18 protein-coding genes and 2 pseudogenes are annotated in these 18,032 nt (G+C 63.2%); 8 read left to right on the top strand and 12 right to left on the bottom strand.

Annotation, left to right across the window (positions count from 1 at the left end):
* Positions 1-36: 36 nt before the first annotated feature.
* A complete protein-coding gene (locus AC07O2_RS18605; RefSeq protein WP_495077235.1) occupies positions 37-1,002 on the bottom strand; it encodes a polyprenyl synthetase family protein in 966 nt (321 codons plus the stop codon).
* Complete coding sequence (locus tag AC07O2_RS18600; protein WP_495077234.1) at positions 987-1,241, bottom strand: exodeoxyribonuclease VII small subunit; 255 nt, start codon at positions 1,239-1,241, stop codon at positions 987-989. The genes AC07O2_RS18605 and AC07O2_RS18600 overlap by 16 nt, the downstream gene beginning before the upstream one ends.
* Before the next feature lie 227 nt (positions 1,242-1,468).
* Here AC07O2_RS18600 and AC07O2_RS18595 point away from each other — a divergent pair, with 227 nt between their 5' ends.
* From AC07O2_RS18595 to AC07O2_RS18575, 5 genes are all read left to right on the top strand, one after another.
* Positions 1,469-2,611, top strand: a complete 1,143-nt coding sequence (locus tag AC07O2_RS18595; RefSeq protein ID WP_495077233.1) for an aromatic ring-hydroxylating oxygenase subunit alpha — start codon at positions 1,469-1,471, stop codon at positions 2,609-2,611.
* A gap of 66 nt (positions 2,612-2,677) precedes the next feature.
* Positions 2,678-3,586: a DMT family transporter gene (locus tag AC07O2_RS18590; RefSeq protein WP_495077232.1), complete on the top strand. Its 909-nt coding sequence runs from the start codon at positions 2,678-2,680 to the stop codon at positions 3,584-3,586.
* A 13-nt stretch (positions 3,587-3,599) separates the two neighbouring features.
* The gene (locus AC07O2_RS18585) at positions 3,600-4,454 is read left to right on the top strand and encodes a sulfurtransferase (protein ID WP_495077231.1); all 855 of its coding nucleotides are present in this window, start codon (positions 3,600-3,602) and stop codon (positions 4,452-4,454) included.
* A 98-nt stretch (positions 4,455-4,552) separates the two neighbouring features.
* Positions 4,553-6,115, top strand: coding sequence for a DUF1800 domain-containing protein (locus AC07O2_RS18580; RefSeq protein ID WP_495077230.1), 1,563 nt, complete (start codon positions 4,553-4,555; stop codon positions 6,113-6,115).
* A gap of 9 nt (positions 6,116-6,124) precedes the next feature.
* Positions 6,125-7,336 carry a DUF1501 domain-containing protein gene (locus AC07O2_RS18575; RefSeq protein WP_495077229.1) on the top strand — a complete coding sequence of 404 codons (1,212 nt, stop codon included), beginning with the start codon at positions 6,125-6,127 and terminating at the stop codon, positions 7,334-7,336.
* Positions 7,337-7,361: 25 nt separating this feature from the next.
* On the opposite strand, the gene AC07O2_RS18570 is transcribed toward AC07O2_RS18575, so the two are convergent.
* Genes AC07O2_RS18570 through AC07O2_RS18550 form a run of 5 tightly spaced genes read right to left on the bottom strand, consistent with a single transcriptional unit; the run spans position 7,362 to position 12,637 of the window.
* Positions 7,362-8,876, bottom strand: a complete 1,515-nt coding sequence (locus tag AC07O2_RS18570) for an ABC transporter substrate-binding protein (protein ID WP_495077228.1) — start codon at positions 8,874-8,876, stop codon at positions 7,362-7,364.
* Entirely contained in the window at positions 8,873-9,886 is a 1,014-nt protein-coding gene (locus tag AC07O2_RS18565) for an ABC transporter ATP-binding protein (protein WP_495077227.1), read from the bottom strand. Before AC07O2_RS18565 ends, AC07O2_RS18570 begins: the two co-directional genes overlap by 4 nt.
* A complete protein-coding gene (locus tag AC07O2_RS18560) occupies positions 9,880-10,860 on the bottom strand; it encodes an ABC transporter ATP-binding protein (RefSeq protein WP_495077226.1) in 981 nt (326 codons plus the stop codon). The genes AC07O2_RS18565 and AC07O2_RS18560 overlap by 7 nt, the downstream gene beginning before the upstream one ends.
* The gene (locus tag AC07O2_RS18555; RefSeq protein WP_495077225.1) at positions 10,857-11,702 is read right to left on the bottom strand and encodes an ABC transporter permease; all 846 of its coding nucleotides are present in this window, start codon (positions 11,700-11,702) and stop codon (positions 10,857-10,859) included. Before AC07O2_RS18555 ends, AC07O2_RS18560 begins: the two co-directional genes overlap by 4 nt.
* On the bottom strand, positions 11,699-12,637 hold the full coding sequence (locus tag AC07O2_RS18550; protein ID WP_495077224.1) for an ABC transporter permease: 939 nt from the start codon (positions 12,635-12,637) through the stop codon (positions 11,699-11,701). The genes AC07O2_RS18555 and AC07O2_RS18550 overlap by 4 nt, the downstream gene beginning before the upstream one ends.
* 377 nt (positions 12,638-13,014) lie before the next feature.
* Here AC07O2_RS18550 and AC07O2_RS18545 point away from each other — a divergent pair, with 377 nt between their 5' ends.
* Together AC07O2_RS18545 and AC07O2_RS18540 are read left to right on the top strand one after the other, a co-directional pair.
* Entirely contained in the window at positions 13,015-13,767 is a 753-nt protein-coding gene (locus AC07O2_RS18545; RefSeq protein ID WP_495077223.1) for a helix-turn-helix transcriptional regulator, read from the top strand.
* A gap of 78 nt (positions 13,768-13,845) precedes the next feature.
* Positions 13,846-14,739, top strand: coding sequence for a proline iminopeptidase-family hydrolase (locus AC07O2_RS18540; protein ID WP_495077222.1), 894 nt, complete (start codon positions 13,846-13,848; stop codon positions 14,737-14,739).
* A 9-nt stretch (positions 14,740-14,748) separates the two neighbouring features.
* Here AC07O2_RS18540 and AC07O2_RS18535 read toward each other — a convergent pair whose 3' ends face one another.
* Both AC07O2_RS18535 and AC07O2_RS18530 read right to left on the bottom strand, forming a co-directional pair.
* Positions 14,749-15,189, bottom strand: a complete 441-nt coding sequence (locus AC07O2_RS18535) for a GNAT family N-acetyltransferase (protein WP_315234418.1) — start codon at positions 15,187-15,189, stop codon at positions 14,749-14,751.
* A 99-nt stretch (positions 15,190-15,288) separates the two neighbouring features.
* Positions 15,289-15,927: a hypothetical protein gene (locus AC07O2_RS18530; protein ID WP_495077221.1), complete on the bottom strand. Its 639-nt coding sequence runs from the start codon at positions 15,925-15,927 to the stop codon at positions 15,289-15,291.
* 157 nt (positions 15,928-16,084) lie between these two features.
* Here AC07O2_RS18530 and AC07O2_RS18525 point away from each other — a divergent pair, with 157 nt between their 5' ends.
* Entirely contained in the window at positions 16,085-16,711 is a 627-nt protein-coding gene (locus AC07O2_RS18525) for a TetR/AcrR family transcriptional regulator (protein ID WP_495077220.1), read from the top strand.
* A gap of 5 nt (positions 16,712-16,716) precedes the next feature.
* On the opposite strand, the pseudogene AC07O2_RS18520 reads toward AC07O2_RS18525, so the two are convergent.
* From AC07O2_RS18520 to AC07O2_RS18510, 3 genes and pseudogenes are all read right to left on the bottom strand, one after another.
* Positions 16,717-16,836: pseudogene (locus AC07O2_RS18520) on the bottom strand (GMC oxidoreductase); the annotation flags it as partial.
* 52 nt (positions 16,837-16,888) lie between these two features.
* A pseudogene (locus AC07O2_RS18515) lies at positions 16,889-17,050 on the bottom strand (VOC family protein); the annotation flags it as partial.
* 46 nt (positions 17,051-17,096) lie between these two features.
* Positions 17,097-18,005, bottom strand: a complete 909-nt coding sequence (locus AC07O2_RS18510) for a LysR family transcriptional regulator (protein WP_495077219.1) — start codon at positions 18,003-18,005, stop codon at positions 17,097-17,099.
* Between the last annotated feature and the right edge of the window lie 27 nt (positions 18,006-18,032).

The raw sequence follows: 18,032 nt of genomic DNA, 5'->3' as shown, positions 1-18,032 counted from the left end.
TCCGGGGCAGTGCGCGAAGACTGGGGGTGTGCCATATCAGCTGGACCGGTTCACCACCATATCGGCCAGGGCACGCAGCGCCTGGGTGTTGGGCAGGTCGCTGGCATCCAGCGCAGACAGAGCCTGGGCCAGCAGCTCCTGGGCGTAGGCGGTGGAGCGCTCCAGGCCCAGCAGGGACACATAGGTGGGTTTGTCCTGGGCAGCGTCCTTGCCCACGGTTTTGCCCAGGGTGGCGGCGTCGGAGGTGACGTCCAGGATATCGTCCACCACCTGGAAAGCCAGGCCCAGCGCGGCACCGTAGTCACGCAGCGCCGCATGTGCAGTGGCGGACAGCGCACCCTGCTTACAGGCCGCGCCCATCATCACGCTACCCTGCAACAAGGCGCCAGTCTTCAGGCGGTGCATGCAGCGCAGTTGGTCTTCGCTCAGCGCCAGGCCGATGCTGGCCAGATCGATGGCCTGGCCGCCGGCCATGCCCTGGTAACCCGCGGCCTGGGCCAGCAGGCGGCACAGCGTGGCCTGCACGCTGGCCGGGGCTTCGCTGCCTTCGGGCGTGAGCAATTCAAACGCCAGGGCCTGCAGCGCGTCGCCAGCCAGCAGGGCCTGGGCCTCGCCAAACTGCACATGCACCGTGGGCTTGCCGCGGCGCAGGATGTCGTTGTCCATGCAGGGCATGTCGTCGTGCACCAGCGAATAGGCGTGGATCAGCTCGGCCGCGCAGGCGGCACGCATGGCCGCGTCGTCCAGGCCGGCCGTGGCGGTGGCGGCCTCGCCGGTGGCCACGGCTTCGCGGGCGGCCAGCACCAGCAGGGGCCGCAGGCGCTTGCCGCCGTCCAGCACGGCATAGCGCATGCCCTCGCGTAGTGCGGCGGGGGCGGGGTGTTCATCGTCCACCACGCCGCCAGCGGCCACCCAGTCGCTCAGGGCCTGTTCTACACGGGCCAGTTGCTGGCTGCTCCAGCGGGATAAATCAAATGCGGTGGTATTCATTCTTGCGTCCATGGCTTCAGCACACCCTGGTCCAGCACCTTGATCTGCTGTTCTACCGCGTCCAGCCGGTCACGGCAGAACTGCAGCAGCTGGGCACCGCGCTGGTAGCCGGACAGTAGCTGTTCCAGGGGCAATTGGCCCGATTCAAGGCGGCTGACCAATTGCTCCAGCTCCTGCTGGGCGGCCTCGTAGCTGGCAGGCAAGGCCTCTTGCGGGGCGTCGGGTACGGTTTTGGCGGCGGCCTTGGGCATGGGTGGGGCAAAGAATGGAATCGGCAAAGAGGAGTGATTTTACGGGCTGGCACAGGCGGCTGCGGCAGAGCTGCCAGCCGAAAACACCCTGGCGGGTACAATCGGCCCTCTTTTCGCCACCGGTGACCGTGCTTTTGCTGCACCGCCGGAGCTTCTTCCCGCGCAAAATCCCTGGATTAGCGCCTAACCTGCCCCTTCATAGGGGGAGTCTCTAGGTCAGGACAACCATGTCTGATTTAAGTCTTCAACTGCAGCAGGCCTCAAGCCAACTACCAGTTTCAAGCTATTTTGACGAAGCGCTGTTTCAGCGCGAGATCGAAACCATCTTCCAGCGAGGGCCACGCTACGTCGGCCACAACCTGGCCGTACCCGAGGTGGGCGACTACTACGCCCTGCCCCAGGAGGGCGAAGGCCGCGCGCTGGTGCGCACGCCGAACGGCGTGGAGCTGGTCTCCAATGTATGCCGGCACCGCCAGGCGGTGATGCTCAAGGGCCGGGGTTCGCTGAACACCACCCAGCAAGGCAGCGCCGGCGGCAATATCGTCTGCCCGTTGCACCGCTGGACCTACAGCGGCGGTGGTGGAGGCGTGCATGGCAGCCCCACAGGCACGCTGCTGGGCGCGCCGCATTTTGCGCAAGACCCCTGCCTGAACCTGAAGCAGTACCCGCTGCAGGAGTGGAATGGCCTGCTGTTCGAAGGCAGCAGAAATGTCCAAGCCGACCTGGCGGGCATGGGGCCGCTGGCCGACCTGGACTTCACCGGCCACGTGCTCGACCACGTAGAGCTGCATGAGTGCGACTACAACTGGAAGACCTTCATCGAGGTCTATCTGGAGGACTACCACGTCGGCCCCTTCCACCCCGGACTGGGCGGCTTCGTCACCTGCGACGACCTGCAGTGGGAGTTCAAGGACCAGTATTCGGTGCAGACCGTGGGCCTGGCGCAACGCCTGGGCGCCGCCGGCAGCCCTGCCTACCAGCGCTGGCAGGACGCCCTGAAAGCCTACAACCAGGGCGCAGCCCCCAAGCACGGCGCGATCTGGCTGACCTACTACCCGAACGTGATGGTCGAGTGGTATCCGCACGTGCTCACCGTGTCCACGCTGCACCCCATCAGCCCGAACAAGACGCTGAACATGGTGGAGTTCTACTACCCCGAGGAAATCGCCGCCTTCGAGCGCGACTTCGTCGAGGCCCAGCAGGCCGCCTATATGGAAACCTGCGTGGAGGACGACGAAATCGCCCTGCGCATGGATGCCGGGCGCAAGGCCTTGCTGCAGCGCGGTGACAACGAGGTCGGACCCTACCAAAGCCCGATGGAAGACGGCATGCAGCACTTCCATGAGTGGTACCGAAATGCTATTAAATAAGTAGCTGCTAGCGCAGGATCTATTTGCGCTAGCGGCCTATTTTTCATAGATATAGAAAGCGGAGCGATGCAGGCTTTATGGATGGTGCTGGCGGCTTTTGTATTTGCCAGCATGGGGGTTTGCGTCAAGTTCGCCTCGGCGCACTTCAATCCGGCTGAACTGGTGTTCTACCGTGGCCTGATCGGCATGGCCTTCCTGGCCACCCTGGCGCGCGCCCAGGGCGTCAGCCTGAAAACCCGCTACCCTGGCATGCACGCCTGGCGCAGCACGATTGGCGTGGCCTCGCTGGGGGCCTGGTTCTACGCCATCGCCCACCTGCCCCTGGCCACGGCCATGACGCTGAACTACATGAGCAGCATCTGGATCGCCGCCTTTCTGATCGGCGGCGCGCTGCTGACCTGGCGCCCGGGCCAAAGCCAATCGGCCCTGCAGCAAGGCCCGCTGGTACTGACCGTGATGGCCGGCTTCATCGGCGTGGTGATGGTGCTGCGCCCCAGCCTGGACCAGAACGAAATGTTCGCCGGGCTGATTGGTCTGCTGTCGGGCATGGCGGCCGCATTCGCCTATATGCAGGTGATGGCGCTGTCGCGCATGGGCGAGCCCGAGGCGCGTACTGTGTTTTATTTCGCAGTGGGTTCGGCCGTGGCAGGTAGCCTGGGCATGCTGCTGACCGGCGCATCCACGTGGCACTGGCCTACGGCCTTGTGGCTGCTGCCCATAGGCGTGTTCGCCGCGCTCGGCCAGCTGTTCATGACGCGGGCCTACGCCTCCGCCAAGACCCAGGGCGCCATGCTGACGGTGGCCAGCCTGCAGTATTCAGGCATTGTGTTCGGCGCGGTCTACAGCCTGCTCTTGTTTGGCGACAAAATCTCATCCCTGGGCTGGCTGGGCATGGGCCTGATCATGGCCAGTGGCATCGCCGCCACTGTGCTGCGTGGCCAGGCCGCGCCGAATGCCCCCGCCGAAGAACACTGAAAGGTAAGCACCGATGTACAGCACCCTTATCTCCGTAGCAGAGCTCCAGGCCCTGCAAGCCAGCGGCCAGCCCTATATGGTGTTCGACTGCACATTTGATCTGGCCCAGCCCGACGCCGGCCAACAGCAGTACCGCGCGGCCCACATCCCCAGCGCGGTGTATGCGCATCTGGACCACGCCCTCAGCGCCAAGACTGGCCCGGCGGAATCGGGCGGCCGGCACCCGCTGCCCACCCAGGAAGCCTTTGCCACCTGGCTGTCCAGCGTGGGTTTCAGCAACGACATGCAGGCTGTGGTGTACGACCGCAACGGCATGAACTACTGCGGCCGCCTGTGGTGGATGCTGAAGTGGATGGGACACGCTGCCGTGGCCGTGCTGGACGGCGGGCTGCAAGCCTGGCAGGCCGCTGGCGGCGCCGTCACCGACGCGGAAGAGCCCCATAAATTCACGACAAACTTCGCTCCAACGCAGAGTCTATCTACGCTGGTAGCTACAGAAACTGTAGTGAGCAACCTGGGCCGCCCGGGCCAGACCATCATCGATGCCCGCGCCACGCCGCGCTTCAAGGGCGAGGTCGAACCACTGGACCCGGTGGCTGGCCACATCCCCGGCGCGCTGAACCGCCCGTTCAGCCTGAACCTGGGGCCGGACGGCAAGTTCAAGCCCGCCAGCCAGCTGCGTGCCGAATTTGAAGCCCTGCTGGGGAACCGCGACCCCGCCAGCGTGGTCCACCACTGTGGCAGCGGCGTCAGCGCCAACCCGAATCTGATCGCCATGGAAATCGCCGGCCTGGGCACCACCGGCCTGTACGCCGGCAGCTGGAGCGACTGGTGCAGCGACCCGTCCCGGCCCGTGGCCCAAGGTTAAAACTGGGTGACAGGGGCAAACTAATGTAAAGCCGGTCATCGCCAGCTGCCCGGGGCTCGTTGCACATGCTGTGTGCTACACAACACAGGAGACGCATGATGGGTATCCCACCGTTCCGATGTATTACCCCCGCGCTGCTAGCCAGCCTGCTGCTGGGTGCTTGCGCCACCCATGATCCAGCCAAACCCTCCGCCAATACAGCCAGCACATCTCGCCCCGCCCCGGTAGACGCCTACAAGCTGACCAACCGCCTGACCTGGGGCGCCACGACGGCCACGCTGGAGCAGGCCGAATCCAAGGGACTACAGGCCTATATCAACCAGCAACTGCGTCCCGGCCCCGCCACCCTGCCCCCGGTCGTCCAGCAGCAAATAGCGGCCATGACCATCAGCCAGCAGCCGCTGGTACAGCTGGCCACCGACATGGAAAAGCAGCAGAAGGAGGTCAACGCCACCTTCGCCAATGACGACGACAAAAAGGCCGCCCAACAGGCCTACCAGCAGGAGATGAACCGCCTGGGCCGCGAGGCCGCCACCCGGCACCTGCTGCGCGCCCTGTACTCCAGCAACCAGGTACAGGAACAAATGACCTGGTTCTGGCTGAACCACTTCAACGTGCACCTGTACAAGGCCAATCTGCGCGCCATGGTGGGCGACTACGAAGACACCGCCCTGCGCCCTTACGCTTTAGGCAAGTTCCGCGACCTGCTGGGCGCCGTGGCCCACCACCCGGCCATGCTACGCTACCTGGACAACGAACAGAACGCCGCCGGCCGCATCAACGAAAACTACGCCCGCGAGCTGATGGAGCTGCACACCCTGGGCGTAGGCTCGGGCTACAGCCAGCAAGACGTGCAAGAAATGGCGCGCATCCTCACCGGCGTGGGCTATAGCTTCAACCCCGACGCCCCCAAGCTGCGCAAGGAGCTGCAGGGCGACTATGTGCGCAAGGGCCTGTTCGAATTCAACCCCAACCGGCACGACTACGGCCCCAAAACCCTGCTGGGCCAACCCATCCGCAGCCGCGGCCTGGCCGAGCTGGACGAGGCCCTGGACCGCCTGGCCAAGCACCCGGCCACCGCCCACTTCATCAGCCGCAAGCTGGCCCAGTACTGGCTGAGCGACGAGCCGCCACCGGCCCTGGTGGAACGCATGGCGCAAAGCTTCTTGCGCAGCGACGGCGATATTGCCGTGACCCTGCAGACCCTGCTGACCTCACCCGAATTCGCCCAGGGCGCGGGCGAGAAATTCAAGGACCCGATGCACTACGTGGTGTCTGCCGTGCGCCTGGCCTATGACAACAAACCCATCTTGAACGTAGGCCCCATGCTGAACTGGCTGAACCGCATGGGCGAGCCGCTGTACGGCCACCAGACGCCCGACGGTTACGCCCTGGACACCGCCGCCTGGGCCAGCCCCGGCCAGATGGCCACGCGCTTTGAAATCGCCAAGGCCATAGGCTCGGGCAACGCCGGCCTGTTCAAGACCGACGGTCCGCAGCCGGTGGACAAACCTGCCTTCCCACAAATGGCCAACGCGCTGTACTACCGCGCGCTGGGCCAGACCCTGGGACCAAACACGCAGAAGGCATTGGCAGAAGCCACTTCGCCGCAAGAGTGGAACAGCTTCCTGCTGTCCTCGCCCGAGCTGATGCACCGTTAGGAGAGAAAAATGCAACGCCGCCACTTACTCCAGTCCGCCGCAGCCCTGCCCTTCGCACTGAATGCCGGCCAGCTATTTGCCGCGCCCGCCGCTCCCAACACTGCCACGCCACGCCTGCTGTTCGTTTTTCTACGCGGAGCCTACGACGCGGCGAACCTGCTGGTGCCCACCAGCAGCGACTTCTACTACGCCTCCCGGCCCGAGATCGCCATCCCCCGCCCCGGCACCGACCTGAACACCGCCATCGCCCTGAATGCCGACTGGGGCTTGCACCCTGCACTGCGCGACACGGTGTACCCGCTATTCCAGAAGGGCGAGGTCAGCTTCATTCCGTTCGCCGGCACCGACGACGTGTCGCGCAGCCACTTTGAGACCCAGGACAGCATTGAGCTCGGCCAGCCGCTGAACGGCCCGAAGAACTTCCGCTCCGGCTTTCTGAACCGGCTGTCGAATGTGGTCAACGGTGCCGCGCCCATGGCCTTTACCGACAGCTTGCCGCTGTCCATGCAGGGCACGCTGCAGGTACCCAACACGGGGCTCAAGTCGGTTGCCAAACCCGCCGTGGACCCGCGCCAGACGGCCATCATCGCCGCCATGTACCAGGGCACCAGACTCGCCAGCCCGGTGAGCGACGGCTTTGCAGTACGCGACGAAGTCACGCGTGAACTCAGCGGCGAGATGCTGGCCGCCAGCCGCGGCGCCATCAGTGCCAAGGGCTTCGAGCTGGAGGCCCAGCGCATCGCCCGGCTGATGAAAGAGCGCTACAACATCGGCTTTGTGGACGTGGGCGGCTGGGACACCCATGTGAACCAAGGCGGTGCCACCGGCTACCTGGCCTCGCGCCTGGACGAACTGGGCCGCGGCCTGGCCGCCTTTGCCCAAGAGATGGGCCCGGCCTGGCGCAACACCACGGTGGTGGTGGCCAGCGAGTTCGGCCGCACCTTTCGGCAAAACGGCAACCGTGGCACCGACCACGGCCATGGCTCGGTCTACTGGGTGCTGGGCGGCGGTCTGCGTAGCGGCCCCAATGCGGGCGGCCAGATCGCTGGCGAACAACAGAAGGTGGAACAAGCCACTCTGTTCCAGAACCGCGACTACCCGGTGCTCAACGAATACCGCGCTGTGCTGGCCGGCCTGTTCGCACGGCAGTTTGGCTTGAACACCAAGCAGTTGGACCAGGTGTTTGCGGGCGTGAAGCCGCTAGACATCCGGCTGGTGTGAGCTAGCAGCCGGATGTCTTTGAAAATCACTTCTTCACGGTATCTTCCAGGAAGAAGCGGCCCAGCGGATTTTGGTAAAAACCGGTGATGTTTTTACGGCTGACGTTGCGGTAAGGGCTGTAGTACAGGTCAACCCAGTTCACGTCGGCTTTGGCCATCTTCTGTAAATCGGTATACATCTGCTCTCGCTTCTTGGGGTTCATTTCCAGACGCGCGGCAGCCACCAGGGCTTTGACCTTGTCGTTCTGGTAGCGCGTCATGTAGTTCAGGTTGGAATCATGGCCCAGCGTGAAGGTGGTTTTCTGATCCGGGTCCAGAATGTCATTGGTCCAGTACATCACCGAGATGTCGTAGTCACCGGCCACCAGCATGTCCCAGCTTTGGCTGGGGTCGACCTTTTGCAGATTGATCTTCACGCCCACTTTGGACAACTGCTGCTGCAACAGCACGGCGATCTGCTCGTCCACCTCGTCGCCTGCATTGACGATGTATTTCAGGTTCAGATTGGTAGCACCCGCATCGGCCAGCATTTTTCGGGCCTTGTCGGGGTCGTAGGGGCGGCGCAGGTTGTCGGCATAGTGGAAGAGCGCGCCTTTGGGAATATAGGAGTTGGCAACCTGGCCATAACCAAACGAGACCGTCTTGACGATGGTGTCTTTGTCGATCGCCATGTCCAACGCTTGCCGCACTGCAATCTTGCCCAGCGCGCCATGCGAGTGGTTGATCAACAGATGGTCTTCGCGGGTGGATACGTCCAGCTCCACGGTCAAGTTCGCATCTTTCTTGAGGGATGCAATCCGCGAAAACGGCACGCTCAGGGCGGCGTCCAGTTCGCCCGCCTGGACCTTCAGCATGCGGGTGTTGTCGTCGGGGATGGTGAGCCAATCCACGCCGTCCAGTTTGACCTTGTCGGCCTGCCAGAAATACGGGTTTTTGACCAAGGCGATTTTTTCACCACGGGTCCACTTCTTGACGCTGAAGGCGCCAGAGCCGACGGGACTTTCCGCAAACTTCTCTTCTCCTGCCGCCTTCATGGCTTTCTCTGAAATCACGGACGCATTCGGCAAGGCCAGCTGCGACAAGAACGGCGCGGAAGGCGACTTCAGGGAAATGACCAGGGTGCGGGGATCTTGCGCTTTTGCGGTGTCGATGATGCTGTAGGAGTCGCGCCAGAGCGAGCCCTCATTGTCACGGATGCGCAGCAGGCTGAAGGCAGCGTCGCCAGCAGTCACGGGCGTGCCATCGGAGAACTTGGCGCTGCGGATTTTGAGGGTGTAGACCTTGCCGTCTGGCGAGACCGTCCAGCTCTCGGCCACACCGGGCTCCAGCTTGGTGCCGGTTTTATCCACCCGCACCAAGGGATCGAAAACATTGGAGAACACCCAGTTGTCGGCGTTCTGGGCCGACTTGATCGGGTCGAAGGTAGTGCTGTCTTCGCGCCGGCCAATGCTCAACACGCCCGCTGCCTGCGCAGCCTCGTTGGCCAAGCAAGCCAGCAATAGCAGGCCCACGGCGGCCGTCTTAGTCAGTCTTAGTTTCATTTCACAACTCCTTGGTTAACGAACTCGCCACCACTGCGATCCAGGACGCAGGCGTAGCCATGGTCGGCAAAATGCCGGGTTTCGGGGGCATTCCCACTGCGGCATTGCGCCTGGGCTACCGGACAGCGGGGGTGAAAAGCGCACCCCGCAGGCCGCGCAATCGGGCTCGGTGGCTCGCCCACCAAGGCACTGCCAGCCAGGGTTTTGTGGGGGTCAATTTCAGGGATCGCCGCCATCAACGCGGCGGTGTAAGGGTGGCGCGGCTGGCTGAACACGGCTTCTACCGGCCCTTCTTCCACGATGCGGCCCAGGTACATCACCGCAACGCGGTCGCACAGGCGGCGCACGATCGCGAGGTCATGGGCGATGAACAGAATCGTCAACCCCTTTTTCTCACGCAGGCTCATCAGCAAATTGATGATCTGACCCTGGATCGACACGTCCAGCGCCGACACGCATTCGTCCGCAACAATCAGTTGGGGTTCGATGGCCAAGGCCCTGGCAATGCCGGCACGTTGGCACTGGCCGCCGCTGAGCGCATGCGGGCGGCGCTTGCCATGCTCGGGGCGTAAGCCAACCTCGGCCAATAGCTCGTCCACCCGCGCGGGTACGCGGTCCTTGGGCACCTTGCGGTGGACGCGCAGCACTTCTGCAATGCTTTCGCCAATGGTCTGCCTGGGATTGAGCGAGGCAAAAGGGTCCTGAAAAACCATGGCCATTTGCTGGCGCATGCGCGCCATATCGCTTTTCAAACCGCCGGTGATCGGCCGCCCTTCAAAGCGAATGCAGCCGCCGCTGATGTTCTCCTGCGGCAGGATGATGGCGCGCCCCAGTGTGCTTTTGCCACTGCCGGACTCGCCCACCAAACCGAGAATTTCTCCCTTGCGCAGTTGCAGATGCACGTCACTGAGCGCGTGCAGCCAACGCTTCGCCCCAAAGAGCGCACCCGCGACCGGGAACTTGACCGACAGCGCATCAACTTCCAGCAAGGGCCAATGGGCGGTCAGCATGGCAACTCCGGTGTGTGCAGATGGGCTAGCGGATGGTGGCAGGCGGCGAGGTGCGTGGCGTCCGTGGGTGTGGTGGGCTGTTGTGCCTGGCAAACTTGCGTGGCGCGCTGGCAGCGTGGATGAAAACGACAACCTGCCGGAAAGTGTTCTGCCACGGGTGGTTGGCCATCGATGGTGACGAGCCTGCCGCGCCCTCCTTCGCTGGCGGGCTGGCAGTCAATCAGTCCTTGCGTGTAGGGGTGAATCGCGCCTGCGAGGACCTGGTGTTTGCCGCCGGTCTCGCACAGACGCCCGCCGTACATCACGGCAATGCGGTCACAGGTTTGCGCCACCACGCCCAGGTCGTGGGTGATCATCACGATGGCAACACCCAGTGTGTCGCGCAACTCCATCAGCAAACGCAAAATTTGCAGCTGCACCGTGACGTCCAGCGCGGTGGTGGGCTCATCTGCAATCAGCAGCTTGGGCTCTGGTGCGAGTGCTACCGCAATCATTGCGCGCTGGCGCATACCGCCCGAAAACTCGTGCGGATAGCTCTTCACCCGCTGCGCGGGATCGGGGATGCCCACCTTGCGCAACAGGTCTACGGCGTCGGCCATCGCCTCGCGTGCACTCGCTCCAAAATGCAGGCGCCGGCTTTCGGCGATCTGCGCACCTATGCTCATGATCGGGTTCAGGTGGCTGGAAGGATTTTGAAAAATCATCCCGATCTCGCGCCCGCGTATCTTCGCCATCTGTCGCTCGGACATGGCCAGAATATTCTGCCCCTGCAGCAGAACTTCCCCACCCGCAATCCGCATTGCATCCGGTGGGAGCAGGCGCATCAAGGCGCGGCAACTCACAGTCTTCCCGGAGCCACTTTCGCCCACCAATCCGAGCATCTCGCCTGCGTTCAGGCTGAAAGAAACGTCGTCAACCAGAGCAATGCCTTGCCGATTGGCGACACTGAGATGGGAAACCTGCAGGAGCGTCATGCGCGCTCTCCCAGTTTTTCGCCAATGCCATCGGCCAGCAGGCTGAAGCCCAAGGCCAGCACCACAATCGCCAGTCCAGGAAAAGCCGTGATCCACCAGGCCGTGGTAATGAAACTTTGCCCCTCGGCCACCATCACGCCCCACTCGGCCGTGGGCGGCTGCACGCCCAGGCCGAGATAGCTGACGGCGGCACCGCTCAACAGCACCAGCACACAGTCGGACATGGAGAAAACCAGTGCACTGGCCAACGCATTGGGCAACAGATGGACAAACAGAATCCGCAGATGGCCGTAGCCCAGGCTGCGCGCGGCTAGAATGAAGTCCTGGTGCTTCAGCGTCAACACCTGGGAGCGCACCAGGCGCGCATAAGACACCCAGCCCACCAATGCCATCGCAATATAGAAACTGATGAGTCCCGGGCCCAGAATGGCGATGATGGCAAGCATCAGCACCAAAAAAGGGAATGCCAGAACGATGTCGATACAGCGCATCACCAAGGCATCCACGGCGCCGCCCACATATCCCGAAAACGCGCCGAATGTGGTTCCCAGCATGAAGGGAAAGATGACACCGACCACGCACATCTGCAGGTCGACCCGCGCACCCCAGACCACCCGGGAAAAGATGTCGCGGCCAAAGTTGTCGGTACCGAAGAGATAGTTGCCCCCTGGCGCCAGCAGGCTGGCGGCGGGGTCCAGCGCGACGGGGTCAAAGGGGGCAATCCATGGCGCAAAAACGGCCAACAACAGCCACAACACGATGATGGCAGCCCCAAAAACCAAGGTATTCTGGCGCGGCAGCCAGCGCCGGCCAACACCCTGCAGTGCATTTTTCGTACTCATAGCTTGACCCGTGGATCGAGCGAAACAGTGGCCAGGTCGGCCAGCAAATTCACCAGCACGGTGGCCAGCGCGAACACCAATACGACACCCTGCACCACCATGTAGTCGCGGCTGAAGATGGCCTTGACCAGCAACTGCCCCATGCCGGGAATGGCAAACACGCTCTCGATCACCACGGTGCTGCCGATCAACCATCCGACATTGACTGCCAGCAGGTTGATGGTGGGCACCAAAGAATTGGGCATGGCGTGGCGCCAGAAAATGCGCGACACAGGCTGCCCTCGGGCCCGCGCCGCCGTGGCGTAGTCGCTGCCCATTTCCGCGATCAGGCTGGCCCGCAGGTTGCGGATCAGCACCGCAGCCAAAGCCAGCGCCACCGTCAGGCACGGCAGCACCATGTGGTGCAGTTGCTCCAGCCAGGTATCGCCATAGCCGGATACAGGAAACCACCCCAGCGTGATGCTGAACAGCAAAATCATCATGATGCCCAGCCAGAAGGCAGGGAATCCCAGCCCGCCCGTGGAGAGCAGCCGTATCAGGTGGTCCGCCAGCTTGCCTTGTTGGCGCGCGGCGATCGCAGCCAGCGGTATGGCCAGCAGCACCGCCAGCAGTACGCTGCCGCCAATGAGCCACAGGGTCGGCTCCATGCGCGAAAAAATCAGCTTCAGGGTATCGACCCGGTAAATGATCGATTTGCCCAATTCACCGTTGAGCAGGTTGCGCAAGAAGTAAAAGTATTGCAGCCACAAGGGCTCATCCAGGCCGAACTGTGCCCTCACCCGGGCCAGCGCGGCGGGTGTGCTGCGCACGCCCAGCAGTATGCGGGCGGGGTCGCCGGGAATGCTGCGCACCATCACAAAAGTCAGCAAGCTGATACCCAACAGCACGGGCAATAGCTGCAGTGGTCGAAACAATAGAAAACGATATCGGTGCATATTTATTCTTTCGCGGCAGGCAGATAGCCCAAGCCTCGGTGCGCTATCGAAGTCATGTTCCGTGCCAGCATGCTATGCATGCTGTTGGTGCAAGGCCGCTGCTGCCGCAGGCTGAACGCACCAAGAGCGATCACACAAATGAATCCTGACTAGCTGCACACGCATACACCTCCCGGCTCGCAGAGGCCACCAGCGGCCTCAGACTTACAGCCAATGTAATGGCGGCCTGTGCCGTGGGGTAGATAGCAAAAATGCTAGTTTTCCGCTTGGACGAAGCGGGCGGTCACCGTGGATTGGCACCTGAATTGCATGGGCAGCAGTACTCTTGCTCCGCCCATTTAAGAACTGTTGTCCATGATGTATTTTGGAAAATCGCCATGAGTATCAGAATCACCCATAGCCCCGCCACGCAGGCCCATACGCTGCGCCAGTCTTTCGCCGAGCTGTACCAGCAGACGTCCCGGCTGGGGTACGACGCGATGATTTACGACTTCACTCCTGTGCCGTTCTCGATGGAGGGCGACTTGATCACTCCCTCCTTGCTGCACATGAACAATGTGCCTACCGACATGCTGTCTCTGTGGAGCGAACACGGGTATTACCAGGCCGACCCGGTGCAGACCTACGCACTCAAAACCTGCGCCCCCTTCGTCTGGTCGTACCAGCGACCGGAGGAATCCGCGTTGCGCGTGGTGCTCACCGAGCGGCACCAGCCCGTGCTCGACTACATGCGCGACAACCAGATGCCCTGCGGAGCCACGGTGCCCCTGCATTTGCCCGGTGGAAGCTTTGGCACCATCACCGGCATCACCATTGGCACGCAACAGGAAAGTGCCTTGGCCGAGACTCTGGCCGAGCTGAGCTTTATTGCGCACTCCTTCCAGGAGTCGGTCTTCCCCTTGTTCGACAGTGAGATGCTGACCTGCCAGCATGTGCGCCTGAGCAAGCGGGAGCGTGAATGCCTTGCCTGGTCGGCAGAAGGCTTAACCGCCAAGGAAATCGCCCGCAAGCTGTGCCGCTCCGTGGCGACCGTGAGCCTGCACCTGAATACCGCCACCCGCAAGCTGGGCGCCAGCAACCGGGTACAGGCTGTGGTGCGTGCCATGCACTACCGCCTGCTCGAACACTGAAAATCTATCAAATTTGCTAGCTAGCCCCATGGTCTGTGCTGTTTTATCTTGCTGCTATCCATACGCACAGGAAAAAACATGTACTCCATCAGTGAAGGCTATGCCGCGTTTCAAAACTACCAGACCTGGTACCGCATCTGCGGCAATCTGCGCAGTGGCCTGACGCCTTTGGTTGTAGCCCACGGCGGCCCGGGTTGCACCCATGACTATGTGGACGCATTTCGGGATATCGCCAAGACCGGCCGCGCAGTCATCCACTACGACCAACTGGGCAACGGGCGCTCCACCCACCTGCCGCACAAGCCGGCCGATTTCTGGCAAGTGTCCTTGTTTCTGGACGAGCTCAACAACCTGCTGCAACACCTGGGCATTGCCGACAACTACGCACTCCTCGGCCAGTCCTGGGGCGGCATGCTGACCGCAGAGCATGCGGTGCTGCGCCCCACCGGCCTGAAGGCCGCCGTGATTGCCAACTCTCCTGCGTCCATGGCCCTGTGGCTGCAGGCTGCGGCCCGCCTGCGCGCAGCATTGCCACCCGACGTACAGAATAGTTTGCTGGAACACGAAGCCGCAGGCACTTTGAGCAGTGACGCGTACCGCGCGGCCAGCCAGGTGTTTTACCAGCGCCACGTGTGCCGCCTGGTTCCCTGGCCCGCAGAAGTACAACGCACATTTGACGCCATGGATGCAGACCCCACGGTCTACCACGCCATGAACGGCCCCACGGAGTTCTATGTCATCGGCTCCATGAAGGACTGGAGCATCATTGACCGGCTACACGCGATTGCCGTGCCTACGCTGCTCATTTCTGGCCGCTACGACGAGGCGGCCCCCGAAGTCGTGCAACCCTTCGCCGACCATATTCCGGCGAACGAATGGGTCATATTCGAATCCTCCAGCCATATGCCGCATGTAGAGGAACGAACGGCATGCATGAAGACTGTGACCGACTTCCTGGCGCGCCACTGTTAAGACTACGGCTCAAGCCAGCAGCTTGCGGTACTGCACAAAGCCGCTCTTGTCGGCGATCCGGTCGTACAGCTGCATGGCCTGCTGATTACTCTCATGGGTCAGCCACCAGACACGGGATGCATGGTCATGCTCGGCGCTCGCATACACATGTTCGATCAGCGCACGCCCCACGCCCTTGCCACGCAGGCCGGGCTGGGTAAACAGGTCTTGCAAATACACGTAGTCGCCCGCTGTCCAGCAGCTGCGGTGGAAGATGTAGTGCACCATGCCGACCAGCACGCCGTCGATCTCGGCCACGGCGCAGTGCATGGGCTGGCTGGCGTCCAGAAAGCGCGCCCAGGTCAGTTCGGTCACTGCATCGGCAATCTCCGCCTTGTAGAAGACCTGGTAGCCCTTCCACAGGGGCAGCCATTGCGCGTAATCGGCCGGCTCGGCCATTCGGATGTTCATGCGGGTACTCCAGATTAGATAGGCCAAGCCTACGCCCAAGCTGGCACCATGGGTAGATCCAGAGTTGACCCGAAAGATGGAGCCACGCACTGCCCGCGTTCACACCGCACGCCGGCGCAGCAGCCACGGCCACAGGCGCAAGCCCAGCGCCGCCAGCAGAATCAGCACAGGCACTACATAAGCCCCCGACTGCGGTAGCCGCTTGCCGAAAGTCACCATGAAGCTGACCCATAAAAAATACATGCCGCCCAGATGCAGCCAGCGCCAGGCACGCGGCCCCAGCCAGGCGGCGCTGCGGTCGAACGAGGTGGCGGCCATCGCCACGATGAAGGCGTAGCCGATAGTCCCCGGCACCGGGTTGCTCTGCACCAGATGGATCTGGAAAGCCAGCGGGTCGAGCAGCGCAAAACCCGCAATCGCGCACGCATGGATGGCATGCGACACCGCCATCGCCAGTCCCAGCTGCCGGCGCTGGCTGCACAGCCACTGCGACCAGGCGCCCGGCCACAGCCACGCCTGGGCCGACGCGGTAAACGCCAAGACGAACAACAGCAGCGAGCTGCGCGCCGTGGCGCGGATCAGCTGGCGCATGCCGGACGCATCGGGCATCAAAACCAGAATCAGCGCCGCCATGGCCAGCAGCGCCAACGACAGGCCGGCCAGCAGGGCCCAGCGCGCCCCATTGGTTCGATGTGCGGTGGAAGAGAGTCCCACCATTGGGGGGAGAGGTTTTGTCATCACAGTCCTTTGTGCCCTGCACGGTGCAGCGCTGGGCCGCAGACTAAGGGCTTTGCCGCGCGCAGTCGAACCGCGTTACAAGGCGCTCACATTGCAGCGATAGTGAATATTGGCTTCTGGCCATATGATGAAAAACGCTCACACATTGGAAGCCACCATGCCCATGCCCCGCGCCTACCACCACGGCAACCTGCGACAGACCCTGCTGAACGCGGCCGTGCAGCTGGCCGAAGAGGTGGGGGCCGAGCACCTCAGCCTGCGCGAACTGGCCCGCCGTGTCGGCGTGGCGCCCAGCGCGCCGTACCGGCATTTCGCCTCGCGCAAGGCCTTGTTGACCGCGGTGGCCGAAGAAGCCACCGAGCGCTTGCGCATCGGTATGGTCACCGGCGTGGCCGCCCACCGGCAGCAGGGCCTGGAGCAGCTGCAGGCGCTGGGCGAAGCCTATCTGGACTGGGCTGAGCAGCACCCCATGCACTTCCGCGTGGTGTCGGCGCGCGACCAGATAGACTACGCCGCAGCCAGCGGCATGGCGCAGCGCAACCAGGAACTGCGCGACCTGACACTGCAGGCCCTGGAGCTGGCCCAGCAGCAAGGCGACGCCCAGCGCTGCGACCCGCAAACCCTGGCCGTGCTGGCCCGCGCCACCGTCTACGGCCTGGCGCGCATGCAGACCGACGGCCATTTCGCGCAATGGGGCTTGGACCCGGCGACCGGCTGGCAGAGCGCGCGGGAACTGCTGGGGGTGTTTGTGGGATTGCTCAAGCAGGCACAACCGAAAGGCTGATCAGTCTACAGTCCCGCCGCAATCAAACGCGCCACCTTCTCAGCAATCATCAGTGTGGGGCTGTAGATGTTGCCGCTGATGATGCGTGGAGTCACACTGGCATCCACAACGCGCAGGTCGGCCACCCGCAGATGTCTACGCCATCCAGGGTTTCAAATCACGCGAGAAACGATGGGCTCAAGCATGAGCATCCCCCCGCCGCGCTGCCTCTATCGCCGCGATATCAATCTTCCGCATCGTCATCATCGCTTCAAACACGCGCTTGGCCACCGCAGGGTCGGGATCGGCCAACGCGGTGGTCAAGGCGCGCGGAGTGATTTGCCACGATAGGCCCCATTCAAGCCACGATCAGCGATGGATAGCAAACATGGCATGGACGAGCCGCTCAAGTCAGGACCGGCGTGGCCTTGGCCGCGTCCCGTATCCAGTCCCGAAACGCCCTGACCAGCGGCGCCTCAGCCCTCGACTCCGGGTACACGAGGTAGTAGGCATCGCTGCTGTCCAGCGCCTGCGCAAACAGCTGTACCAGCGCGCCCGATGTGATTTCGGCCTCGACCAGAAAACGCGGCAGCAGCGCAGCCCCCAGGCCCGACACTGCAGCCTGGGCAATCATGGCGAACTGCTCGTAGCGCGGGCCGCGCAGGGCGTGCACGCCGTCGGCGCCGACCTGCTCGAACCAGTCGGCCCACTGGGTGGGGCGGGTGGTTTGCTGCAGCAGCACCACCTTCGACAAATCCTGCACCTGGTTCACGCCGTGCTGGCGCTGGTAGGCGGGGCTGCAGACGGGCACGACCTGCTCGTGCATCAGGTATTCACACACCGCGCCGGCCCACAGCGGCGCCCCGAAGTGGATGGCGGCGTCCAGCGGCTCCTGGGCAAAGTCGAAGGGCTCGCTGCGGGCGGCGATGTTGACGGTGACATCCGGGTGGTGCGCCGCAAAGTCGCCCAGCCGGGGGATCAACCAGCGGGTGCCGAAGGTGGGCAGCACAGCCAGGTTCAGCAGGCCACCGCCGTCGGAATAGGCCATGGCCTTCTGCGTGGCGCCAGCCAACTGCTGCAGCACGGCGCGCACGTCGGCCGCGTAGACCCGGCCCGCGTCGGTGAGCACCACGCGCTGGCGCACCCGGTGGAACAAGGCCATGCCCAGCTGCAGCTCCAGCTGGCGGATCTGGCGCGACACCGCGCTCTGCGTCAGGTGCAGCTCTTCGGCCGCACGCGAGATGCTGGTGTGGCGGGCGGCGGCTTCGAAGGCCAGCAAATCCGCCACCGGCGGCAGAAAGGTTTTACGAAACATGGTTATGCCCCTGGGGAATGAAGCAGG

It is taken from the genome of Rhodoferax sp. GW821-FHT10B06, assembly GCF_059415605.1.
This window is presented reverse-complemented; position numbering and strand designations above follow the sequence as displayed.